The sequence below is a fragment of the Lactobacillus taiwanensis genome (genome assembly GCF_017894345.1).
In the GTDB taxonomy this organism is placed as follows: Bacteria; Bacillota; Bacilli; order Lactobacillales; family Lactobacillaceae; genus Lactobacillus; species Lactobacillus taiwanensis.
The window spans coordinates 387485-414119 of sequence record NZ_CP059276.1 but is presented as its reverse complement, the minus strand read 5'-3'; the positions used below and the strand labels follow the sequence as shown (position 1 = coordinate 414119).

Sequence of the window (26635 nt, the reverse complement as noted above, 5' to 3'; positions counted from 1 at the left end):
TCTCGCCCAATCCAATAGTAACAAACTACTTTCTCAATCTCTTACTGCTTGTTGTCATATCAGGTTCAGTTAATATATGCAAACGTTTTTCTTGAATTTTTATTTTTCTGGATGGCGACTATTGAACATCCCATAAAGTAAAACACCAGTTGCTACACTAGCATTTAAGGATTGTACATGTCCTACCATTGGAATGGTTAAAGTTTGATCCATTTGTTTTAATAACAATGGCGAAATCCCCTTACCTTCGTTACCAATAACAAGCACTGTTTTGCCTTTGGCATTCCACTTACGATAATCTTCGCCTTCCATCGCAGTTCCAAAGATCCAGTAACCGCGCTTTTTAAGGATCTTAGTAGTCTGTACTAAATTATTAACGCGAGCCACTGGAACATAGTCAATTGCTCCAGTCGAAGTCTTGGCAACAACGGAAGTTAAGCCAGCCGCTCTTCTTTTTGGAATAATTACTGCATCAACGCCAGTAGCATCGCACGTTCTCAAAATTGAACCTAAGTTATGTGGATCTTCAATAGAATCTAGCATTAAAATAAATGGATCTTTTCCTTCTTGATCAAATTTATCAAGAAGTTGATCTAAATCTGCATATTCAAATGGCGCTACTGTCAAAACCAAACCTTGGTGGTTTTCATGATTAACCATCTGATCCAATTTATTTTTCGGAGCATTTTGTACGACTAAATTTTTTTTACGTGCTAATTGATAGACTTGATTAGCAAATTCTTCCTGCACTCCATTTTGTAAAAATACTTTATTAATTAAATTGGCATCTTGTGTCTTTAAAAAATCAATCCCAGCATGACGTCCATACACAAATTCATCATTATTTGAACTCATAGTTATCTAATCCTCCTTGCTCCACTTGCTCAATGCACCATTCTGCCAACTCATCAATCCGTTCTTTTTTACCTAGCAAGTCTAAGTATCCAAGCATTGCTTCAAAACCTGTTGATAGTTTATAAGTATTGATTGAAGTATTTTTAGCATGTGTATGACTTTTAGCATTTCTTCCACGTTTAAATGCTGCTAGTTCATTTTCATCAAGCATATTTAAGTCTTGCATCTTCATAATTAAAGCAGCTTGCGCTTTGGCAGAAACATAATGAGTCGCATATCTTTGAAGCATTTGTGGTTTTACAATACCACCCTTAACTAAGTGACGTCTGATATAAACTTCATATACACCATCTCCAAGATAAGCTAAGGTTAATGGACCTAAAGCATCTGGATTAGTCGTTCTTTCTGTTAAAACTTTTGGCTTAAGCACGATGCCACCTCGTTCCTTGTGGGGTATCTTCAATTACAATGCCCCTAGCTTGTAATCGATCTCGCAGACGATCACTTTCAGCCCAATCTTTGTTTTTACGAGCTGCATCACGTTCAGTAATCATCTTTTCAATATCTGTATCATCTTCAGCTTGATTTTCATTAAAGCTAACGCCAAAAATTTTAAGCCAATCAATTAATATCTTTTTAGCACGTTTTAATGCTGGTTTATCCACTTTATCCTCTTGAAGATGAGTATTAAGGGTAGAAGTCAAATCATACATCACACTCAAAGCGTTTTGAACATTAAAATCATCATCCATTGCTTCAATAAATTCAGCCTTTGCTTGCGTAAGATTATCTCTTAATATGCTATCCTCAAGTGAATCTGTTTTATCCTGCAGTCTAGCCTCAAGATTGCGTAAAGTATTTTGATAGCGTTTAAGAACAGTTTCTGCTTGTTTTAAACCATCCTCAGAATAATTAATTGGTCGGCGGTATTGAACACTTGACATATAGAAACGTAAAACTTGTGGATCGATTTGCTTCAAAATATCATGCACTGTAACAAAGTTATGGAGTGACTTTGACATTTTTTCTTGTTTTTTACCAACAGTTACAAAACCATTATGCATCCAGTAATTAACAAACTTTTTACCAGTTTTAGCTTCACTTTGAGCAATTTCATTTTCATGGTGTGGAAATTCCAAGTCTTGACCACCACCATGAATATCAATCGTATCCCCTAAATATGTGGTGGACATAACTGAACACTCAATGTGCCAGCCGGGACGGCCTTTACCCCATGGCGAATTCCAAGCAATTTCATCGTCCTCTTTTTGAGCCTTCCACAAAGCAAAATCAATTGGATCTTCTTTTTTGTTTTGTTCTTCCTCATTAATATGCTCAGAAGCTCCCTCTTCAAGCTCAGCGATATTTTGATCGCTTAATTGTCCATAATTAGGAAATTTTCTAGCCCGGTAATATACATCACCATCAACTTCATAAGCATATCCTTTATCAATTAAATCTTGAACAAAACCAATAATTTCTTTAATTTCATGAGTAGCTCGAGGATGAAGCGTGGCTGGCTGAATATTCAAGGCTTCTGTATCTTCCATAAAAGCCTTAATATAGCGTTCAGCAAGTTCAGCAACTGTTGTATGTTCCTTACGTGCTTCATTAATCATCTTATCGTCAACATCAGTAAAGTTAGAAACATACTTTACATCATAACCACGATATTCAAAATATCTACGAATTGTATCAAATGCAATAACGCTCCGGGCATTTCCTATATGAATGTAATTATAAACAGTTGGACCACACACATACATGCTTACTTTTCCAGCCACTAATGGCTTAAACTCTTCTTTTTTTCGAGTTAAAGTGTTAAAGACTTTCATGATCATCCTTCTTTCACTTAAGACATTCTTTCATAACTATTATTCTAACAAAAAAAGCCACGCTTTCACGTAGCTTTAACTGTATTAGAAATAATTAAAGACCTAAATCGCTTAATTGCTTCAAAGTTAAGTCAATGTGTTTATTAACTTTTTCTTTACCCATTAATTCAATCGCTTCACCAATACCAGGTCCAACCATTGAACGAGTAGCAGCAATTCTAATTGGCATAAATAATTTTCTACCCTTTACACCAGTTTCACGACGAGTAGCTTGGATTGCATTCATAACTTGAACTGCAGTAAAGCGAGGAACAGCATTTAGTTGCTTCTTAAATTCTTCAATTACTGGACGTGCATCGTCTTTTTTAATTTCTTCAATTTCTGCATCAGATAATTCTGGAGCTTCTTCAAAGAAGATCTTAGTAATATCCACAATTTGCTTAGTGTAAGACATTTGCACAGCGTAGATATTTACTAATTGACGAACCCATTCCATCTTTTCAGGTGAAATTTCTTTATCAACTAAACCAGCTTCTTGCAAATTATTTAAAGCAAGATCTAATAAAACATCACGATCTGCTTTCTTTACGTATTGGTTGTTGATCCATTCAAGCTTCTTTTGATCAAAAGCAGCTGGTGATTTAGATAAACGCTTAGGATCAAATGATTTAATTAATTCTCTTTGTGAGAAAATTTCACTTTCACCAACAGGTGACCAACCAAGTAAAGTAATAAAGTTAAACATTGCTTCTGGTAAGTAACCAAGATCACGATATTGTTCAATAAATTGAAGAACTGATTCATCACGCTTAGAAAGCTTCTTACCAGTCTCAGAGTTAATGATCAAAGTCATGTGACCAAACTTAGGTGGTTCCCAACCAAGTGCTTCATAAACTACTAATTGCTTAGGAGTATTAGCTACGTGGTCGTCTCCTCTAAGAACGTGAGTAATTTCCATTAAATGGTCATCAATTACAACGGCAAAGTTATAAGTTGGCATACCATCACGTTTTTGGATAACAAAGTCGCCACCAATAGTATCAGATTCAAATGACACCTTGCCTTTAACCATATCATCCCAAGCATAAGTTCTATTTTCTGGAATATGAATACGAACAACTGGCTTTAAGCCCTTTGCCTCTGCATCTGCTTGAGCTTGTTTAATCTCATCAGCAGTCATGCCTTCATATTCGTAAGTATAGTGAGGAGCAATACCCATTGCACGTTGTTCTTCACGTTGTGCTTCAAGTTCTTCTTCAGTCTTGTATGAGTAGTAAGCCTTACCTTCGTCAATTAATTGCTTAATGTACTTATTGTAAATATCTTTACGCTCTGATTGGCGGTAAGGGCCAAAGTCGCCACCCTTATCAGGACCCTCGTCCCAGTCAATACCTAACCAGTGCAAGTTTTCCATTTGGGACTTAGAACCACCTTCAACATTACGTTTTTGGTCGGTATCTTCAATTCTTAAGACCATTGTCCCTTTGTTATGACGTGCAAATAAATAGTTAAATAATGCAGTACGCGCGTTACCAATGTGCAAGTGGCCTGTTGGACTTGGTGCGTAACGAACACGAATTTTTTGTTTTGCCAAAATTAAAGCGCCTCTTTCAAAATTTATTAAAATTCATCCATTTAAGTGTAACTTTTAACGAGCAAAAGTTCAATCCATCTTCTAGTTAAAAACAAGTTTTAAAACTTGTGGTAAACTTGATACTCCGATTACTTCAATATTAGAATTATTTTTTAATTCAGAAGTCAGATTATGTTTAGGAATAAAAATTCTCTTAAACCCAACCTTAGCAGCTTCTTTTACTCTTGAATCAATTTGATTTACTCTTCTAATTTCTCCAGTTAAACCAACCTCGCCTACAAAGCAATCTGTAGAAGAAATTTCTTTATTTTTATAACTGGATGCCACCGCCATACAAATTGCTAAATCAATTGCTGGCTCATTTAATTTTATCCCACCAGTTGCAGTTAAAAACGCATCTTGATTTTGAAGCATTAAATTGCCACGCTTTTCTAAAACTGCTAATAAAAGAGCTACACGATTGAAATCTAAACCCGAAGTTGTTCTTTTTGCATAACCAAAAGCTGTAGGGGTCACTAAAGCCTGAATATCTGCAAGGAGTGGTCTAGTTCCTTCAAGAGAAACTACAACTGCTGAACCAGTTGAATTAGGTAATCTTTCATCTAAAAAGATTGCAGAAGGATTATTTATCTCAGTTAACCCTTCATTTTTCATTTCAAACATACCAATCTCGTTAGCTGCTCCGAAACGATTTTTAACTGATCTTAAAATTCGGTAAGAATGGTGTCCGTCGCCTTCAAAATAAAGAACAGTATCAACCATATGCTCCATAATCTTTGGACCAGCGATTGCTCCTTCTTTAGTCACGTGTCCAATAACAAAGGTAGTAATTTGATCATTTTTAGCAATCTTCATTAATTCACTAGTTACTTCACGAACTTGAGAAGCTGAACCCACCATTGAATCAAGGGATGGTTCATTCATTGTTTGAATAGAATCAATTACTAAAAAGTCTGGTTTAATTTCATCGATTTGCTCACGTATATTCTGCATATTTGTTTCAGGATAAAGCAAGATCCCACTATTGCTTACCCCTAACCGGTCTGCTCGTATCTTTATTTGACTAGACGACTCTTCACCTGAAACATATAAAACACTGTGTTCTTTGGCCAAAGCTCCGGTAATTTGAAGCATTAAGGTAGATTTCCCAATTCCAGGATCTCCACCGATCAAAACCAAGGATCCTGAGACAATTCCCCCTCCTAAAACACGATTTAATTCTTCAAAAGGAGTTACAATTCTTTTCTCCTTTTCAGCCCTTACTTCATTTAATTTTACTGGATCATTATTTCCAATTTTTGTTATTAAACGGCTAGCGGTAGCCTTAGTTGAAACTTTTCTAATTTCTTGTGTTTCTTCTTCAAATTGATTCCAGGCACCACAATTTGGACATCTACCTAAATAAGAAGCTGAAATATAACCACAATTACGACATTTATAACGTGTTTTTACTTTTGCCATTATTCTTTATTCCTTGTTCCAGAAGAACCAAAACCACCAAGACGTTGTCTTTGAACTGGTTCATCATTATCAGCTTTTAAGTAGGGCATAAAAATTCCTTGACCAATTCGTTCACCCTTTTTGATCTTTAAGGGACGAACTCCATAATTAACCAATTGGAAATAAATTTCCCCCTCATTTTTTTCATTATTGTAATAATCACTGTCAATTACACCAATTCCATTAGGCAAGGTGACATTACGTTTATAAGTATTAGATGAACGATTAGCTAAAATTAAGACTTCATCTTCTGGCATGTAAGCTTTAATACCAGTAGGCACCAAAAAAGGTTTCAATACTTTTTCTGCTAATTCTAAATCTCGCTCATTTAATTCATGACTATTTCTAATTAATCTAAAAATTCTTACGAAGTTCATACACCAAATAGATGGCAAAACTATGTCTTGGGCACACTCAAAGTCATAACCTGCACTAGCAATCGTTTGACGTTGAGGCAAGCTAAGACCAGCATTACGATACTTAGATACTATTTCAAAACCACGTTTTTTCATTATTTTTCCCCTCTTTTTCCTAGACCTATATTTTACGTTAATTATTGTAAGATGTCCCTAATTATATATACGAAAAAAAGCACCTATTTTTTTAGGTCAGATATTCTTTTTTCAAGTACTAGACGACTATCTTTAATTTAAGCTAAAATAGAATTAAGCTTTTTTTAATTAAGGAGGATCTTATGAGTAAAAAAATCACAAACGATCTTATTAATAATTTCAAAAATGACTTTAACTCAAGTAAAGCTAACAAAATTGCGGCTCGTGCAGCTCAAGAAAATGGTATTTTTAAAGCTAGTCAAAATCTACAAACTAAGATTGACTTAGACCCAACTTTTTCAATTGAAATTGATACTGGTAAAGTTGCTAACCAAAAACAATCTGGTCGCTGCTGGATGTTTAGTGCCTTAAACACTATGCGTCATTCAATTCAAGAGAACTTCAAAATTAAGGACTTTGAATTATCTCAAAATCACACTAACTTCTGGGACAAATTTGAAAAATCAAACTGGTTCTTTGAAAATGTAATTGCTACTGCTGACAAAGATTTAGGCGATCGTAAAGTTGCTTTCCTATTTGCAACTCCACAACAAGACGGTGGTCAATGGGATATGCTTTGCGGAATCATTGAAAAATATGGTATTGTTCCAAAGAAAGTTTACCCAGAAACAGCTAATGCAACTAATTCAAGTGCTTTAAATGACACTCTAAATACGCTTCTTAGAAAAGATGGACTTGAATTACGCAAGATGGTTCAAGATGGAAAGAGTGAAGAAAAAGTTCAAGCACGCAAAAACGAAATGCTTAAGGAAGTTTACCGTATTTTAGCTATTTCTCTCGGTGTTCCACCTAAAACTTTTGATTTTGAATACAAAGATGACGATGGTAACTACCATAGAGATGCTGCCCTAAGTCCACAAGACTTCTTTAAAAAGTACGTTGGCTGGGATTTAAACGAGTACATTTCCACAATTAATGCACCAACTAAAGACAAACCTTTCCACAAGGTATTTTCGGTTGAATACTTAGGAAATGTTGAAGGTGGACGTCAAGTACGTCACTTGAACTTACCAATTGACGAAATGAAAGATTTGATTATCACTCAACTTAAAAATGATGAAGTTGTTTGGTTTGGATCAAACGTTGTTAAAGACTCTGAACGTCAAGCTGGTTTACTTGATACTGAACTATACAAACGTGATGACTTATTTGATGTTGACTTTGAAATGTCTAAAGCTGACATGCTTGACTCAGGCGAAAGTATGATGGACCATGCAATGGTTATTACAGGTGTTGATTTAGTAGATGGCAAGCCAACTAAGTGGAAGATTGAAAATTCTTGGGGTGAAAAGCCTGGATTTAAGGGTTACTTTGTAATGAGTGACAGCTGGTTCGATAAATTTGTTTACCAAGCAGTTATCAATAAGAAGTATCTTAGCGATGACTTGAAGAAAACATTTGAGGACGGCAGTAAAGATCCAATTCAATTACTTCCTTGGGATCCAATGGGTGCTTTAGCTAATAATTATTAGAAATAAAAATCATTCAGATTGCTTTTATTGCTTTCTGAATGATTTTTTATTTTGTCTAGTTTTAGTATCTAAGAATATAAAATTAATTTCTTCCACTATATTTTTCTCTCTTACTTTATAATAGTAGCAGTTACTCAGTAAGAAAGGATTTCATACAATACCTAATATATTAACAAAACGTGTCTCAATGATTGAGTTGTTTTATAATCTTGTGTTTACTTATATGATCTCGCAAGCAACGAGTTTGATTCATCATTTACATCACGGCACCATTTTACCTATCTCATTTTTAATTTTTGCAGTTATCGTTATTGTCTTCATTAATTCTTGGATATTCTAGTCAGTTTTTACTAACCGGTATGGCTCATCTAGTTGGACAGATATTACTTTTTATTTCATTGATATGATGATTTTGCTATATATGTCCAATTCCTTTACCAATACTAGTTCAAAAGATTTAACTACCTTTTTCCTTGCTGCTAGTCTGCTTTCTTTTACACTCTTTCTGCAATATCTAATTGTTTTCTTTAAATCATCTAATTCAAATGATAAAAATATTGCTAAGTTTTTTTGCAGCATTTTAATATTTAGAACTCTTACCTTATTAGTAGGTGGTCTTTTTAACACAAGTTTAGGTCGATTAGTCGCATTTTTAGGAATCATTATTAGCTGTGTTTTACCAAGTTTTACTGTTAAATATACTAAAAAACATCCTATTATTTTCTCTCACTTGCTTGGTTATGCTATTTTTCTAAGCAATCCTTATTTATTCGGAATTGTCTCATGTAGTGCAGTCATTGGAGTATTTAATGCAGGGATGAAAGTTAGACTGCTTTATCAAAATTAAATACAAAAACCCTAGTCCAAACTAAGCTTTTATTTCAATCATATTCTTAAAAGTTATTTCAAGTTCTCCTTAAAGAAACTTTCAAATTCATAATTAACTATACTTTGATTTTAATTATATGCGAAATATTCGATATCTATCTTTATTTATAGATGAAAACTATAGATAATGTTTTATCTGGCCTTTAAGTCTGTTTTTTTAACACTATCTCATTAATTACATAAGGAGTGTATTGTAAAAAATTTTTTTCTTTCTTATACTTATAACTAAGGAAAGAAGAAGTTCTAAGGAGACATATAATGACGGTTCATATTACAAATATAAATGGAATGGCTATGAATAGCGTAGCTCAGAATGCCCAAAATATGGTCGTAGATTTTGCAAAACAATTAGGCATGAATGAATTTGGAATTTATGTTTATCATTGGAAAGAAGAGCCACTGCAAGCAAGAAGCACCCGCTTTGATGGAATTATTGCTTCTCTTAACGGAGGCGACACCATTATCTTTCAATCTCCTAGTTGGATCGCGATTGAATGGGATCAAGCACTGATTGACCATATCAATCTTTATCCTAATATTAAAAAAATTATCTTTATTCATGATGTAATTCCCCTAATGTTTGAAGTTAATCGCTATCTCATGCCTCAATATATCGATTACTATAACAAGGCTGACGTTTTAATTGTCCCATCGAAAAAAATGTATGATCTTTTAAGAGAAAACGGCTTAAAAGAAAAGCCATATGTGGTTCAACATTTTTGGGATCATCCAGCAACCGTTAACTACTTCATTACCCCTGAAAATAATAAAGTAATTAATTTCGCTGGCAATGCGGACAAATTTGATTTTGTTAAAACTTGGAACTGTCAAAATATTAAATTAAAAGTTTATTCAGACCCTGCAAATAATGATTCTGAACACAATGTTGAACTTACTGGCTGGAAACATGATCCTGTTTTATTAGAAGAACTACGACAAACTGGTGGATTCGGCTTAGTTTGGTCTGAAGAGCCATATTGGTCTGAATATATGAAAGTAAATGCTTCTTATAAACTTAGCACCTACTTAGCAGCAGGTTTGCCAATTATCGTAAATAGCACTACTCCAGAAGCCGAAACTATAAAAAACAAACATCTAGGCATTATTGCTGACAGTTTAGACGAAGCTCAAGCCAAAGTTCTTCAAACTAGTGATGAAGATTATAGACAAATGATTGATAGTGTTAATAATTTTGGTAGTTTAATTCGTAATGGTTACTTTACTAAAAAAGCATTAGTTGACGCTGTGGTAAAAGCTCAATACAATAATTAACTAAAAACTCCCTGAGAATTTTATCTATCTCAGAGAGTTTTATTTTTATTCAATTATATTTTCTTGTACTTCTTCAAGATCGCCATCTTTTGCTTGGCATTACGATATTTCAAGTAATCTCCATCCTTTAACGCTGTATCGATACAAATCTGTAACCGATAGCGATATGCACCTATTTCCCTAGTAATGTCAAAACCAAGCTGGCTTAGCAAGCCTATTCTCTCTTCTACAGCTTCTAAAGGAAAAACTGCAGTCTTATTAGCCTGTGCAGACACACTATTTTCAAAAATTCGGTGCGTATAAATAGCCTTATTCATATACGCAATTTTATCTGCTAATAGGTATATTTTCCATGTAGTTAGATCATCTTCTACACGAGCATTAATAGGATAAACTATATTTTCAAAAAGAGATTTTTTATATAATTTTGCCCATGGCACAGCAAAAATGATCGACATATTATAAGGTACCGTCTCGTATTCTACAGTAAACCATTCTTCTGGAGTGTAGGTCTTTTCAAAGTAATCATCTTCTTTAAGCCAAATCCCATATGCTCTTTTTTCTTCAATGAAATGATTAAAATTTCCTACAGCAATATCTGCATCATTCTTTTTCAACAGCTTATAAAGTTCTTCAATATGAGTTTCACTCAGCAGATCATCATGATCTACAAATAAAACATATTCACCAGTTGCCATTTCAAGACCAGCATTACGGCTTGAGCCTACTCCACCATTTTTCTTGTGCAAAATTCTTATATTGACATATTTTTCTCGATATTTTTCACATAATTCGGGTGTACTATCTGTAGATCCATCGTCTACTAAAATAATTTCAAGATTAGAATAAGTCTGTCTTAAGACACTGTCCAAACATTGAGCTAAATATTCTTCATCATTATATACCGGGATAATTACTGAGATTTTTTCCATGCGCTGTCCTCTCATTGCTTTCTTGCTACATTGGTTACAACATATTTAAATCTATTATAGCTTAGTATTTACGTTTCTTTTCATATTAATAACAACAAAGCCTCGAGTTTCCAAAAAAGGAAGTCGAGGCTTTATTTATTATCTTTAAGATTTATTAATCTTTATCTTCATCTTTACGTTTCTTACGTCTGAAGCCAAGCAATCCACCTAAAGCAGTAATCATTAATCCTAATAAGTTAGAACTTGACTCTGCTCCTGTTTGAGGCAATTTACCTCTACGGTGATGTCTCTTAACCGTCTTATCTACAGATTCAGCATTTTCATGTTGAGACTTAAGTGTATTAGTAGAAATTGTAGATTTAGCACCACTATTGTTTGGCGTTACTTTAGAACCATTATTGTTAGTACTATTTGTTGAAGTTATCGTACTTGTTGAGCTAGATTGACTCTCACTCATCGATGATGAGTTGCTTAAGCTTTCGCTCATGCTTACTGAATTACTAAAGCTTTCACTCATACTTACTGAGTTACTCAAGCTTTCACTCATTGATACTGAGTTGCTCAAGCTCTCACTCATACTTACTGAGTTGCTCAAACTATCACTCATTGACACTGAGTTGCTTAAGCTTTCGCTCATACTTACTGAGTTAGATAAGCTGTCGCTCATGCTTACTGAGTTGCTCAAACTCTCACTCATCGATACTGAGTTACTCAAGCTGTCGCTCATACTTACTGAGTTACTTAGGCTTTCACTCATGCTTACTGAGTTGCTCAAACTATCACTCATTGACACTGAGTTGCTTAAGCTTTCACTCATCGATACTGAGTTACTTAAGCTGTCACTCATTGATACGGAGTTACTAAAGCTTTCACTCATACTTACTGAGTTGCTTAGGCTGTCGCTCATACTTACTGAGTTAGATAAGCTTTCGCTCATGCTTACTGAGTTGCTTAGGCTGTCGCTCATACTTACTGAGTTAGAGAAGCTTTCGCTCATGCTTACTGAGTTACTCAAGCTCTCACTCATTGATACTGAGTTACTTAAACTTTCACTCATGCTTACTGAGTTGCTTAGGCTATCACTCATTGACACTGAGTTACTCAAGCTTTCACTCATGCTTACTGAGTTGCTTAAGCTCTCACTCATTGACACTGAGTTGCTCAAACTATCACTCATTGATACTGAGTTACTCAAGCTTTCGCTCATTGACACTGAGTTGCTTAAGCTTTCGCTCATGCTTACTGAGTTGCTCAAGCTGTCACTCATTGATACTGAGTTACTCAAACTTTCACTCATTGATACTGAGTTACTTAAGCTGTCACTCATACTTACTGAGTTAGATAAGCTTTCACTCATTGATACTGAGTTACTTAAACTTTCACTCATACTTACTGAGTTGCTCAAGCTCTCACTCATGCTTACTGAGTTGCTCAAACTCTCGCTCATGCTTACTGAGTTGCTTAAGCTTTCGCTCATACTTACTGAGTTACTTAAACTTTCACTCATTGATACCGAGTTACTCAAGTTTTCACTCATTGACACTGAGTTGCTTAGGCTTTCACTCATGCTTACTGAGTTGCTCAAGCTGTCACTCATTGATACTGAGTTACTCAAACTTTCACTCATTGATACTGAGTTACTTAAGCTTTCACTCATACTTACTGAGTTACTTAGGCTTTCACTCATACTTACTGAGTTGCTCAAGCTATCACTCATGCTTACTGAGTTACTTAAACTTTCGCTCATGCTTACTGAGTTACTCAATCTTTCACTCATTGATACTGAGTTACTTAAACTTTCACTCATTGATACTGAGTTGCTTAAGCTCTCGCTCATGCTTACTGAGTTACTCAATCTTTCACTCATCGATACCGAGTTACTTAAACTTTCACTCATGCTTACTGAGTTGCTCAAGCTCTCACTCATACTTACTGAGTTACTTAGGCTGTCGCTCATGCTTACTGAGTTACTTAAACTTTCACTCATTGATACTGAGTTACTTAAGCTTTCACTCATACTTACTGAGTTACTCAAGCTTTCACTCATACTTACTGAGTTGCTTAGGCTTTCACTCATTGACACTGAGTTACTTAAGCTCTCACTCATTGATACCGAGTTACTTAAGCTGTCGCTCATGCTTACTGAGTTGCTCAAACTATCACTCATGCTTACGGAGTTACTTAAGCTTTCACTCATACTTACTGAGTTACTCAAGCTCTCGCTCATGCTTACTGAGTTACTCAAGCTCTCACTCATGCTTACGGAGTTACTCAAGCTCTCACTCATTGATACTGAGTTACTTAAACTTTCGCTCATGCTTACTGAGTTGCTTAGACTTTCACTCATTGACACTGAGTTACTCAAGCTGTCACTCATACTTACTGAGTTGCTTAGACTTTCACTCATTGACACTGAGTTACTCAAGCTGTCACTCATACTTACTGAGTTGCTCAAGCTGTCACTCATTGATACTGAGTTACTCAAACTTTCACTCATACTTACTGAGTTACTTAAGCTTTCACTCATGCTTACTGAGTTGCTTAAGCTTTCACTCATGCTTACTGAATTGCTCAAGCTGTCACTCATGCTTACTGAGTTGCTTAGGCTTTCACTCATTGACACTGAGTTGCTTAAGCTATCACTCATACTTACTGAGTTGCTCAAGCTTTCGCTCATACTTACTGAGTTACTTAGGCTGTCGCTCATGCTTACTGAGTTGCTCAAGCTTTCACTCATACTTACTGAGTTACTCAAGCTTTCACTCATTGATACTGAGTTAGATAAGCTTTCGCTCATGCTTACTGAGTTGCTCAAGCTTTCACTCATACTTACTGAGTTACTTAAGCTTTCACTCATGCTTACTGAGTTACTTAGGCTGTCGCTCATGCTTACTGAGTTGCTCAAGCTCTCACTCATGCTTACTGAGTTACTCAAGCTCTCACTCATGCTTACTGAGTTACTTAAACTTTCACTCATTGACACTGAGTTACTCAAGCTCTCACTCATACTTACTGAGTTGCTTAAACTTTCGCTCATGCTTACTGAGTTACTCAAACTTTCACTCATTGATACTGAGTTACTTAAGCTCTCACTCATGCTTACTGAGTTACTTAAACTTTCACTCATTGACACTGAGTTACTTAAACTTTCGCTCATGCTTACTGAGTTGCTTAAGCTCTCACTCATGCTTACTGAGTTGCTTAGGCTTTCACTCATGCTTACTGAGTTACTTAAACTTTCGCTCATGCTTACTGAGTTACTTAAACTTTCACTCATTGACACTGAGTTGCTTAAGCTCTCACTCATACTTACTGAGTTGCTCAAACTCTCACTCATGCTTACTGAGTTACTCAAGCTGTCACTCATTGACACTGAGTTGCTTAAGCTTTCGCTCATGCTTACTGAGTTACTTAAACTTTCACTCATACTTACTGAGTTACTTAAACTTTCGCTCATGCTTACTGAGTTACTCAAACTTTCACTCATACTTACTGAGTTGCTTAAGCTTTCGCTCATACTTACTGAGTTACTCAAACTCTCACTCATGCTTACTGAGTTACTTAAACTTTCGCTCATGCTTACTGAGTTACTCAAACTTTCACTCATACTTACTGAGTTGCTTAAGCTTTCGCTCATACTTACTGAGTTACTCAAACTCTCACTCATGCTTACTGAGTTACTTAAACTTTCGCTCATGCTTACTGAGTTACTTAAACTTTCACTCATACTTACTGAGTTGCTTAGGCTCTCGCTCATGCTTACTGAGTTGCTCAAGCTTTCACTCATACTTACTGAGTTACTTAGGCTTTCACTCATACTTACTGAGTTGCTCAAGCTATCACTCATGCTTACTGAGTTACTTAAACTTTCACTCATACTTACTGAGTTACTTAAACTTTCACTCATACTTACTGAGTTGCTTAAGCTTTCACTCATACTTACTGAGTTGTTTAAGCTCTCGCTCATACTTACTGAGTTAGATAAGCTTTCACTCATGCTTACTGAGTTACTTAGGCTTTCACTCATCGATACTGAGTTACTCAAACTTTCACTCATGCTTACTGAGTTAGATAAGCTTTCACTCATCGATACCGAGTTACTTAAGCTTTCACTCATTGATACTGAGTTACTTAGGCTTTCACTCATGCTTACTGAGTTGCTCAAACTCTCACTCATTGACACTGAGTTGCTTAAGCTTTCACTCATGCTTACTGAGTTGCTCAAGCTTTCACTCATGCTTACTGAGTTACTTAGGCTGTCGCTCATGCTTACTGAGTTACTCAAACTTTCACTCATGCTTACTGAGTTACTTAAACTTTCGCTCATCGATACCGAGTTACTTAAGCTTTCACTCATTGACACTGAGTTGCTTAAGCTTTCACTCATGCTTACTGAATTGCTCAAGCTGTCACTCATGCTTACTGAGTTGCTTAGGCTTTCACTCATTGACACTGAGTTGCTCAAGCTATCACTCATGCTTACTGAGTTACTCAAGCTTTCACTCATTGATACGGAGTTAGATAAGCTTTCACTCATGCTTACTGAGTTACTTAGGCTGTCGCTCATGCTTACTGAGTTGCTCAAGCTGTCACTCATTGATACGGAGTTACTCAAACTCTCACTCATACTTACTGAGTTACTCAAGCTCTCGCTCATGCTTACTGAGTTGCTCAAGCTATCACTCATACTTACTGAGTTGCTCAAGCTTTCACTCATACTTACTGAGTTGCTTAGGCTTTCGCTCATGCTTACTGAGTTACTCAAGCTCTCACTCATTGATACTGAGTTACTTAAACTTTCGCTCATGCTTACTGAGTTGCTTAAGCTTTCGCTCATACTTACTGAGTTACTTAGGCTGTCGCTCATGCTTACTGAGTTACTTAGGCTGTCGCTCATGCTTACTGAGTTACTTAGGCTTTCACTCATACTTACTGAGTTGCTCAAGCTATCACTCATGCTTACTGAGTTGCTTAAGCTCTCGCTCATACTTACTGAGTTACTTAAACTTTCACTCATGCTTACTGAGTTGCTTAAGCTCTCGCTCATGCTTACTGAGTTACTCAAGCTTTCACTCATTGATACGGAGTTAGATAAGCTTTCGCTCATGCTTACTGAATTACTAAAGCTTTCACTCATACTTACTGAGTTGCTTAAGCTCTCGCTCATGCTTACTGAGTTACTTAGGCTTTCACTCATGCTTACTGAGTTACTTAAGCTTTCACTCATTGATACTGAGTTACTCAAGCTTTCACTCATGCTTACTGAGTTAGATAAGCTTTCGCTCATACTTACTGAGTTACTTAGGCTTTCACTCATACTTACTGAGTTGCTCAAGCTATCACTCATGCTTACTGAGTTACTCAAGCTATCACTCATGCTTACTGAGTTACTTAAACTTTCACTCATACTTACTGAGTTGCTTAGGCTCTCGCTCATGCTTACTGAGTTGCTCAAGCTGTCACTCATTGATACTGAGTTACTCAAACTTTCACTCATTGATACTGAGTTACTTAAGCTTTCACTCATACTTACTGAGTTACTTAGGCTTTCACTCATGCTTACTGAGTTGCTTAAGCTCTCGCTCATGCTTACTGAGTTACTCAAGCTTTCACTCATTGATACGGAGTTAGATAAGCTTTCGCTCATGCTTACTGAATTACTAAAGCTTTCACTCATACTTACTGAGTTGCTTAAGCTCTCGCTCATGCTTACTGAGTTGCTCAAGCTGTCACTCATTGATACTGAGTTACTCAAACTTTCACTCATGCTTACTGAGTTACTCAAACTTTCACTCATGCTTACTGAGTTAGATAAGCTTTCACTCATTGATACTGAGTTACTTAAACTTTCACTCATACTTACTGAGTTGCTCAAGCTCTCACTCATGCTTACTGAGTTGCTCAAACTCTCGCTCATGCTTACTGAGTTGCTTAAGCTTTCGCTCATACTTACTGAGTTACTTAAACTTTCACTCATTGATACCGAGTTACTCAAGTTTTCACTCATTGACACTGAGTTGCTTAGGCTTTCACTCATGCTTACTGAGTTGCTCAAGCTGTCACTCATTGATACTGAGTTACTCAAACTTTCACTCATTGATACTGAGTTACTTAAGCTTTCACTCATACTTACTGAGTTACTTAGGCTTTCACTCATACTTACTGAGTTGCTCAAGCTATCACTCATGCTTACTGAGTTACTTAAACTTTCGCTCATGCTTACTGAGTTACTCAATCTTTCACTCATTGATACTGAGTTACTTAAACTTTCACTCATTGATACTGAGTTGCTTAAGCTCTCGCTCATGCTTACTGAGTTACTCAATCTTTCACTCATTGATACTGAGTTACTTAAGCTTTCACTCATACTTACTGAGTTACTCAAGCTTTCACTCATCGATACCGAGTTACTTAAACTTTCACTCATGCTTACTGAGTTGCTCAAGCTCTCACTCATACTTACTGAGTTACTTAGGCTGTCGCTCATGCTTACTGAGTTGCTCAAACTATCACTCATGCTTACGGAGTTACTTAAGCTTTCACTCATACTTACTGAGTTACTCAAGCTCTCGCTCATGCTTACTGAGTTACTCAAGCTCTCACTCATGCTTACGGAGTTACTCAAGCTCTCACTCATTGATACTGAGTTACTTAAACTTTCGCTCATGCTTACTGAGTTGCTTAGACTTTCACTCATTGACACTGAGTTACTCAAGCTGTCACTCATACTTACTGAGTTGCTTAGACTTTCACTCATTGACACTGAGTTACTCAAGCTGTCACTCATACTTACTGAGTTGCTCAAGCTGTCACTCATTGATACTGAGTTACTCAAACTTTCACTCATACTTACTGAGTTACTTAAGCTTTCACTCATGCTTACTGAGTTGCTTAAGCTTTCACTCATGCTTACTGAATTGCTCAAGCTGTCACTCATGCTTACTGAGTTGCTTAGGCTTTCACTCATTGACACTGAGTTGCTTAAGCTATCACTCATACTTACTGAGTTGCTCAAGCTTTCGCTCATACTTACTGAGTTACTTAGGCTGTCGCTCATGCTTACTGAGTTGCTCAAGCTTTCACTCATACTTACTGAGTTACTCAAGCTTTCACTCATTGATACTGAGTTAGATAAGCTTTCGCTCATGCTTACTGAGTTGCTCAAGCTTTCACTCATACTTACTGAGTTACTTAAGCTTTCACTCATGCTTACTGAGTTACTTAGGCTGTCGCTCATGCTTACTGAGTTGCTCAAGCTCTCACTCATGCTTACTGAGTTACTCAAGCTCTCACTCATGCTTACTGAGTTACTTAAACTTTCACTCATTGACACTGAGTTACTCAAGCTCTCACTCATACTTACTGAGTTGCTTAAACTTTCGCTCATGCTTACTGAGTTACTCAAACTTTCACTCATTGATACTGAGTTACTTAAGCTCTCACTCATGCTTACTGAGTTACTTAAACTTTCACTCATTGACACTGAGTTACTTAAACTTTCGCTCATGCTTACTGAGTTGCTTAAGCTCTCACTCATGCTTACTGAGTTGCTTAGGCTTTCACTCATGCTTACTGAGTTACTTAAACTTTCGCTCATGCTTACTGAGTTACTTAAACTTTCACTCATTGACACTGAGTTGCTTAAGCTCTCACTCATACTTACTGAGTTGCTCAAACTCTCACTCATGCTTACTGAGTTACTCAAGCTGTCACTCATTGACACTGAGTTGCTTAAGCTTTCGCTCATGCTTACTGAGTTACTTAAACTTTCACTCATACTTACTGAGTTACTTAAACTTTCGCTCATGCTTACTGAGTTACTCAAACTTTCACTCATACTTACTGAGTTGCTTAAGCTTTCGCTCATACTTACTGAGTTACTCAAACTCTCACTCATGCTTACTGAGTTACTTAAACTTTCGCTCATGCTTACTGAGTTACTCAAACTTTCACTCATACTTACTGAGTTGCTTAAGCTTTCGCTCATACTTACTGAGTTACTCAAACTCTCACTCATGCTTACTGAGTTACTTAAACTTTCGCTCATGCTTACTGAGTTACTTAAACTTTCACTCATACTTACTGAGTTGCTTAGGCTCTCGCTCATGCTTACTGAGTTGCTCAAGCTTTCACTCATACTTACTGAGTTACTTAGGCTTTCACTCATACTTACTGAGTTGCTCAAGCTATCACTCATGCTTACTGAGTTACTTAAACTTTCACTCATACTTACTGAGTTACTTAAACTTTCACTCATACTTACTGAGTTGCTTAAGCTTTCACTCATACTTACTGAGTTGCTTAAGCTCTCGCTCATACTTACTGAGTTAGATAAGCTTTCACTCATGCTTACTGAGTTACTTAGGCTTTCACTCATCGATACTGAGTTACTCAAACTTTCACTCATGCTTACTGAGTTAGATAAGCTTTCACTCATCGATACCGAGTTACTTAAGCTTTCACTCATTGATACTGAGTTACTTAGGCTTTCACTCATGCTTACTGAGTTGCTCAAACTCTCACTCATTGACACTGAGTTGCTTAAGCTTTCACCCATGCTTACTGAGTTGCTCAAGCTTTCACTCATGCTTACTGAGTTACTTAGGCTGTCGCTCATGCTTACTGAGTTACTCAAACTTTCACTCATGCTTACTGAGTTACTTAAACTTTCGCTCATCGATACCGAGTTACTTAAGCTTTCACTCATTGACACTGAGTTGCTTAAGCTTTCACTCATGCTTACTGAATTGCTCAAGCTGTCACTCATGCTTACTGAGTTGCTTAGGCTTTCACTCATTGACACTGAGTTGCTCAAGCTATCACTCATGCTTACTGAGTTACTCAAGCTTTCACTCATTGATACGGAGTTAGATAAGCTTTCACTCATGCTTACTGAGTTACTTAGGCTGTCGCTCATGCTTACTGAGTTGCTCAAGCTGTCACTCATTGATACGGAGTTACTCAAACTCTCACTCATACTTACTGAGTTACTCAAGCTCTCGCTCATGCTTACTGAGTTGCTCAAGCTATCACTCATACTTACTGAGTTACTTAGGCTGTCGCTCATGCTTACTGAGTTACTTAGGCTGTCGCTCATGCTTACTGAGTTACTTAGGCTTTCACTCATACTTACTGAGTTGCTCAAGCTTTCACTCATACTTACTGAGTTGCTTAGGCTTTCGCTCATGCTTACTGAGTTACTCAAGCTCTCACTCATTGATACTGAGTTACTTAAACTTTCGCTCATGCTTACTGAGTTGCTTAAGCTTTCGCTCATACTTACTGAGTTACTTAGGCTTTCACTCATTGATACGGAGTTAGATAAGCTTTCGCTCATACTTACTGAGTTACTTAGGCTTTCACTCATACTTACTGAGTTGCTCAAGCTATCACTCATGCTTACTGAGTTGCTTAAGCTCTCGCTCATACTTACTGAGTTACTTAAACTTTCACTCATGCTTACTGAGTTGCTTAAGCTCTCGCTCATGCTTACTGAGTTACTCAAGCTTTCACTCATTGATACGGAGTTAGATAAGCTTTCGCTCATGCTTACTGAATTACTAAAGCTTTCACTCATACTTACTGAGTTGCTTAAGCTCTCGCTCATGCTTACTGAGTTACTTAGGCTTTCACTCATGCTTACTGAGTTACTTAAGCTTTCACTCATTGATACTGAGTTACTCAAGCTTTCACTCATGCTTACTGAGTTAGATAAGCTTTCGCTCATACTTACTGAGTTACTTAGGCTTTCACTCATACTTACTGAGTTGCTCAAGCTATCACTCATGCTTACTGAGTTACTCAAGCTATCACTCATGCTTACTGAGTTACTTAAACTTTCACTCATACTTACTGAGTTGCTTAGGCTCTCGCTCATGCTTACTGAGTTGCTCAAGCTGTCACTCATTGATACTGAGTTACTCAAACTTTCACTCATTGATACTGAGTTACTTAAGCTTTCACTCATACTTACTGAGTTACTTAGGCTTTCACTCATGCTTACTGAGTTGCTTAAGCTCTCGCTCATGCTTACTGAGTTACTCAAGCTTTCACTCATTGATACGGAGTTAGATAAGCTTTCGCTCATGCTTACTGAATTACTAAAGCTTTCACTCATACTTACTGAGTTGCTTAAGCTCTCGCTCATGCTTACTGAGTTAGATAAGCTTTCACTCATGCTTACTGAGTTACTTAGGCTTTCACTCATGCTTACTGAGTTACTCAAACTTTCACTCATGCTTACTGAGTTAGATAAGCTTTCACTCATTGATACTGAGTTACTTAAACTTTCACTCATACTTACTGAGTTGCTCAAGCTCTCACTCATGCTTACTGAGTTGCTCAAACTCTCGCTCATGCTTACTGAGTTGCTTAAGCTTTCGCTCATACTTACTGAGTTACTTAAACTTTCACTCATTGATACCGAGTTACTCAAGTTTTCACTCATTGACACTGAGTTGCTTAGGCTTTCACTCATGCTTACTGAGTTACTCAAGCTCTCGCTCATGCTTACTGAGTTACTTAAGCTTTCGCTCATGCTTACTGAGTTACTCAAACTTTCACTCATTGACACTGAGTTGCTTAGGCTTTCGCTCATGCTTACTGAGTTGCTCAAGCTCTCACTCATTGATACTGAGTTACTCAAACTCTCGCTCATGCTTACTGAGTTACTTAGGCTTTCACTCATCGATACTGAGTTACTCAAACTTTCACTCATTGACACTGAGTTGCTTAAGCTTTCACTCATACTTACTGAGTTACTCAAGCTTTCACTCATTGATACTGAGTTGCTCAAGCTCTCACTCATGCTTACTGAGTTGCTCAAACTCTCACTCATTGACACTGAGTTGCTTAGGCTTTCGCTCATTGATACTGAGTTGCTCAAGCTCTCACTCATACTTACTGAGTTACTCAAACTTTCACTCATACTTACTGAGTTACTTAAGCTTTCACTCATGCTTACTGAGTTGCTCAAGCTCTCACTCATACTTACTGAGTTACTTAGGCTGTCGCTCATGCTTACTGAGTTACTTAGGCTGTCGCTCATGCTTACTGAGTTACTTAGGCTGTCGCTCATGCTTACTGAGTTACTTAGGCTTTCACTCATACTTACTGAGTTGCTCAAGCTTTCACTCATACTTACTGAGTTACTTAAGCTTTCGCTCATGCTTACTGAGTTACTTAGGCTTTCACTCATACTTACTGAGTTGCTTAGGCTTTCGCTCATGCTTACTGAGTTACTTAAGCTGTCGCTCATTGATACTGAGTTACTCAAACTTTCACTCATGCTTACTGAGTTACTTAGGCTTTCACTCATACTTACTGAGTTGCTCAAACTCTCACTCATACTTACTGAGTTACTTAGGCTTTCACTCATCGATACTGAGTTACTTAGGCTTTCACTCATTGATACTGAGTTACTCAAGCTTTCACTCATTGACACTGAGTTACTTAAACTTTCACTCATGCTTACTGAGTTGCTTAAGCTTTCGCTCATGCTTACTGAGTTACTCAAGCTTTCGCTCATTGACACTGAGTTACTTAGGCTTTCACTCATACTTACTGAGTTGCTCAAGCTTTCACTCATGCTTACTGAGTTACTTAAACTTTCACTCATACTTACTGAGTTACTTAAACTTTCACTCATGCTTACTGAGTTGCTTAAGCTTTCACTCATACTTACTGAGTTGCTTAAGCTCTCGCTCATACTTACTGAGTTACTTAAACTTTCACTCATGCTTACTGAGTTACTTAAACTTTCACTCATACTTACTGAGTTGCTCAAGCTCTCACTCATTGACACTGAGTTGCTTAAGCTTTCACTCATACTTACTGAGTTACTTAAGCTTTCACTCATGCTTACTGAGTTACTCAAACTTTCGCTCATGCTTACTGAGTTACTTAAGCTTTCGCTCATGCTTACTGAGTTACTCAAGCTCTCACTCATGCTTACTGAGTTACTTAAACTTTCGCTCATGCTTACTGAGTTACTTAAACTTTCGCTCATGCTTACTGAGTTACTCAAGCTTTCACTCATTGACACTGAGTTACTTAAACTGTCACTCATTGATACTGAGTTACTCAAGCTTTCACTCATGCTTACTGAGTTGCTTAGGCTTTCACTCATACTTACTGAGTTACTTAAGCTTTCGCTCATGCTTACTGAGTTGCTCAAACTCTCACTCATGCTTACTGAGTTACTCAAGCTGTCACTCATTGACACTGAGTTGCTTAAGCTTTCGCTCATGCTTACTGAGTTACTTAAACTTTCACTCATACTTACTGAGTTACTTAAACTTTCGCTCATGCTTACTGAGTTACTCAAACTTTCACTCATACTTACTGAGTTGCTTAAGCTTTCGCTCATACTTACTGAGTTACTCAAACTCTCACTCATGCTTACTGAGTTACTTAAACTTTCGCTCATGCTTACTGAGTTACTCAAACTTTCACTCATACTTACTGAGTTGCTTAAGCTTTCGCTCATACTTACTGAGTTACTCAAACTCTCACTCATGCTTACTGAGTTACTTAAACTTTCGCTCATGCTTACTGAGTTACTTAAACTTTCACTCATACTTACTGAGTTGCTTAGGCTCTCGCTCATGCTTACTGAGTTGCTCAAGCTTTCACTCATACTTACTGAGTTACTTAGGCTTTCACTCATACTTACTGAGTTGCTCAAGCTATCACTCATGCTTACTGAGTTACTTAAACTTTCACTCATACTTACTGAGTTACTTAAACTTTCACTCATACTTACTGAGTTGCTTAAGCTTTCACTCATACTTACTGAGTTGCTTAAGCTCTCGCTCATACTTACTGAGTTAGATAAGCTTTCACTCATGCTTACTGAGTTACTTAGGCTTTCACTCATCGATACTGAGTTACTCAAACTTTCACTCATGCTTACTGAGTTAGATAAGCTTTCACTCATCGATACCGAGTTACTTAAGCTTTCACTCATTGATACTGAGTTACTTAGGCTTTCACTCATGCTTACTGAGTTGCTCAAACTCTCACTCATTGACACTGAGTTGCTTAAGCTTTCACTCATGCTTACTGAGTTGCTCAAGCTTTCACTCATGCTTACTGAGTTACTTAGGCTGTCGCTCATGCTTACTGAGTTACTCAAACTTTCACTCATGCTTACTGAGTTACTTAAACTTTCGCTCATCGATACCGAGTTACTTAAGCTTTCACTCATTGACACTGAGTTGCTTAAGCTTTCACTCATGCTTACTGAATTGCTCAAGCTGTCACTCATGCTTACTGAGTTGCTTAGGCTTTCACTCATTGACACTGAGTTGCTCAAGCTATCACTCATGCTTACTGAGTTACTCAAGCTTTCACTCATTGATACGGAGTTAGATAAGCTTTCACTCATGCTTACTGAGTTACTTAGGCTGTCGCTCATGCTTACTGAGTTGCTCAAGCTGTCACTCATTGATACGGAGTTACTCAAACTCTCACTCATACTTACTGAGTTACTCAAGCTCTCGCTCATGCTTACTGAGTTGCTCAAGCTATCACTCATACTTACTGAGTTACTCAAGCTTTCACTCATTGACACTGAGTTAGATAAGCTTTCACTCATTGATACCGAGTTGCTTAAACTTTCACTCATACTTACTGAATTGCTCAAGCTCTCGCTCATGCTTACTGAGTTAGATAAGCTATCGCTCATACTTACTGAGTTGCTTAAGCTTTCACTTATACTTACTGAGTTACTTAAACTTTCGCTCATTGATACTGAGTTGCTTAAGCTTTCACTCATTGATACCGAGTTGCTTAAACTTTCGCTCATTGATACCGAGTTGCTTAAGCTTTCACTCATTGATACTGAGTTACTTAAACTTTCGCTCATTGATACCGAGTTGCTTAAGCTTTCACTCATTGATACCGAGTTGCTTAAACTTTCGCTCATTGATACTGAGTTGCTTAAGCTTTCACTCATTGATACCGAGTTGCTTAAACTTTCGCTCATTGATACTGAGTTAGATAAGCTGTCGCTCATGCTTACTGAGTTACTTAAGCTATCGCTCATTGACACTGAGTTACTTAAACTTTCACTCATACTTACTGAGTTACTCAAGCTTTCACTCATTGACACTGAGTTGCTTAGGCTTTCGCTCAGGCTTACTGAGTTACTTAAGCTGTCGCTCATGCTTACTGAGTTACTCAAGCTGTCACTCATCGATACTGAGTTACTTAGGCTTTCACTCATTGATACTGAGTTACTTAAACTTTCGCTCATTGATACCGAGTTGCTTAAGCTTTCACTCATTGATACCGAGTTGCTTAAACTTTCGCTCATCGATACTGAGTTACTCAAGCTCTCACTCATACTTACTGAGTTGCTTAAACTTTCCCTCATTGATACCGAGTTGCTTAAACTCTCACTCATTGATACTGAGTTACTTAAGCTGTCGCTCATTGATACCGAGTTGCTTAAGCTATCGCTCATCGATACTGAATTACTTAAACTTTCGCTCAGGCTTACTGAGTTACTCATGCTTTCACTCATTGATCTTTCTGAGGCTGATTTACTTTCAGCATAACTAGTACTAGTACTCTGGCTTTCCACTATCTCTTTACTCGTGCTTGCACTTTGACTAGTTGAAACTGATTCACTATGAGCTGTATAGCCTTGATATGCTGTTATTTCAAAGCGTCGTTTAACAATATTACTATTTATTTCTGCTACTTGTTCTGCAGTTCCTTCTTCATTAGGTAAGAAAACTGTATTACTACTTTGAACATTTGAACCATTAATAATAGCAGTATTTGATTTCAATACTGGAGTTGCAGCAATTATATCGCCATCAACAGTTTGAATACTTGTATTCTGTGCATTAATTGTATAAGTTGCATTTCCAGCATATGCATTTCCTCCGCTATTCTCAAGAAAAACAAGTGAAGGATCATCAATATTAATTGTTACAGTATTATTTGAATTGAAATTAGATGGACCATTTAATGAAACAAAAGCACCTGGATTAATGGTAACTGTACTATTTACTGAAGCATCGTTGTAATTTAAATCAATATTATCTGTTGCACTGTCTGGAACAGTCATATCAACATGAGCATTATTACCAATATTAATTACATTATCTCCATTATTATAGCTGGGCATGTAAACATTAGACCAGGTTGCACCCTTCATTTCAACATGTGCATTATCACCAATTGAAATAGTATGCGTACCCCTATTACCCTGCAATTGAATATTATATAAGGCATTTCCACCAGCATCTAAAACAACGTTTGCCCCGTTATCAATAACTACGTTAAATGCTGGTGAAATTAAAGCTGCACCGTGCCCTGCAACATTGTTATATGATGGGGTATATGTTGTTCCATTATAAGTATAGGAACTAACTCCAGTAATACTCGTGTTACCTTTTATTTCAAACGTTTTTAGTGGTTGACCTGTATAAGAATTAAAAGGACCATTATTAGCTATTGTATCTGCAAAGACTGACGTTCCACCAATTGCTTCTACATTATTATAAACTAATCTGATTTTAGGATTAGTAAAGAGTCTGGGAGTATTCATAAATACTGCCCCATATTCATTAGCTGTATAAAGTTTAGTGTCATTAAATGTAATATTTAGCTCATCACTAGGAGAAGTCCAATTTGGATAAATACTAAAATTCCCAAAATTAATACTGTGTCCGTTACCATTGATAGTCACACTATGAGGAGT

The 26635-nt window shown here is 36.9% G+C and carries 12 protein-coding genes; 4 read left to right on the top strand and 8 right to left on the bottom strand.

What is annotated here, in order from left to right:
- Nucleotides 1–99: 99 nt before the first annotated feature.
- The 6 genes from rlmB to H1A07_RS01875 all read right to left on the bottom strand — a co-directional run bounded on the left by rlmB (nucleotide 100) and on the right by H1A07_RS01875 (nucleotide 6296).
- Nucleotides 100–855 (bottom strand): 23S rRNA (guanosine(2251)-2'-O)-methyltransferase RlmB, encoded by a 756-nt coding sequence (gene rlmB, locus H1A07_RS01900; protein ID WP_094495890.1) that lies wholly within the window; start codon nucleotides 853–855, stop codon nucleotides 100–102.
- A complete protein-coding gene (locus H1A07_RS01895; RefSeq protein WP_210145200.1) occupies nucleotides 842–1285 on the bottom strand; it encodes a Mini-ribonuclease 3 in 444 nt (147 codons plus the stop codon). The genes rlmB and H1A07_RS01895 overlap by 14 nt, the downstream gene beginning before the upstream one ends.
- Nucleotides 1278–2690, bottom strand: coding sequence for a cysteine--tRNA ligase (gene cysS, locus H1A07_RS01890; RefSeq protein WP_210145199.1), 1413 nt, complete (start codon nucleotides 2688–2690; stop codon nucleotides 1278–1280). Before cysS ends, H1A07_RS01895 begins: the two co-directional genes overlap by 8 nt.
- 94 nt (nucleotides 2691–2784) lie before the next feature.
- The gene (gene gltX / locus H1A07_RS01885) at nucleotides 2785–4284 is read right to left on the bottom strand and encodes a glutamate--tRNA ligase (protein WP_057718278.1); all 1500 of its coding nucleotides are present in this window, start codon (nucleotides 4282–4284) and stop codon (nucleotides 2785–2787) included.
- A gap of 81 nt (nucleotides 4285–4365) precedes the next feature.
- Complete coding sequence (gene radA / locus H1A07_RS01880) at nucleotides 4366–5745, bottom strand: DNA repair protein RadA (protein ID WP_210145198.1); 1380 nt, start codon at nucleotides 5743–5745, stop codon at nucleotides 4366–4368.
- Nucleotides 5745–6296, bottom strand: a complete 552-nt coding sequence (locus tag H1A07_RS01875) for a dCTP deaminase/dUTPase family protein (RefSeq protein WP_094523104.1) — start codon at nucleotides 6294–6296, stop codon at nucleotides 5745–5747. The genes radA and H1A07_RS01875 overlap by 1 nt, the downstream gene beginning before the upstream one ends.
- Before the next feature lie 182 nt (nucleotides 6297–6478).
- On the opposite strand from H1A07_RS01875, the gene pepC reads away from it, so the two are divergent.
- The 3 genes from pepC to H1A07_RS01860 all read left to right on the top strand — a co-directional run bounded on the left by pepC (nucleotide 6479) and on the right by H1A07_RS01860 (nucleotide 9988).
- The gene (gene pepC, locus H1A07_RS01870) at nucleotides 6479–7828 is read left to right on the top strand and encodes an aminopeptidase C (protein WP_210145197.1); all 1350 of its coding nucleotides are present in this window, start codon (nucleotides 6479–6481) and stop codon (nucleotides 7826–7828) included.
- A gap of 403 nt (nucleotides 7829–8231) precedes the next feature.
- On the top strand, nucleotides 8232–8675 hold the full coding sequence (locus H1A07_RS01865) for a hypothetical protein (protein WP_420889507.1): 444 nt from the start codon (nucleotides 8232–8234) through the stop codon (nucleotides 8673–8675).
- 299 nt (nucleotides 8676–8974) lie between these two features.
- A complete protein-coding gene (locus H1A07_RS01860) occupies nucleotides 8975–9988 on the top strand; it encodes a sugar transferase (RefSeq protein WP_210145196.1) in 1014 nt (337 codons plus the stop codon).
- A gap of 53 nt (nucleotides 9989–10041) precedes the next feature.
- Here the strand turns inward: H1A07_RS01860 and H1A07_RS01855 are convergent, their stop codons facing one another.
- Both H1A07_RS01855 and H1A07_RS01850 read right to left on the bottom strand, forming a co-directional pair.
- Nucleotides 10042–10920, bottom strand: a complete 879-nt coding sequence (locus tag H1A07_RS01855) for a glycosyltransferase family 2 protein (protein ID WP_210145195.1) — start codon at nucleotides 10918–10920, stop codon at nucleotides 10042–10044.
- A 154-nt stretch (nucleotides 10921–11074) separates the two neighbouring features.
- Nucleotides 11075–11377 carry an LPXTG cell wall anchor domain-containing protein gene (locus tag H1A07_RS01850; RefSeq protein WP_210145194.1) on the bottom strand — a complete coding sequence of 101 codons (303 nt, stop codon included), beginning with the start codon at nucleotides 11375–11377 and terminating at the stop codon, nucleotides 11075–11077.
- Between the two features lie 10 nt (nucleotides 11378–11387).
- Here H1A07_RS01850 and H1A07_RS01845 point away from each other — a divergent pair, with 10 nt between their 5' ends.
- Nucleotides 11388–25481: an NEL-type E3 ubiquitin ligase domain-containing protein gene (locus H1A07_RS01845; RefSeq protein WP_210145193.1), complete on the top strand. Its 14094-nt coding sequence runs from the start codon at nucleotides 11388–11390 to the stop codon at nucleotides 25479–25481.
- Nucleotides 25482–26635: the final 1154 nt, after the last annotated feature.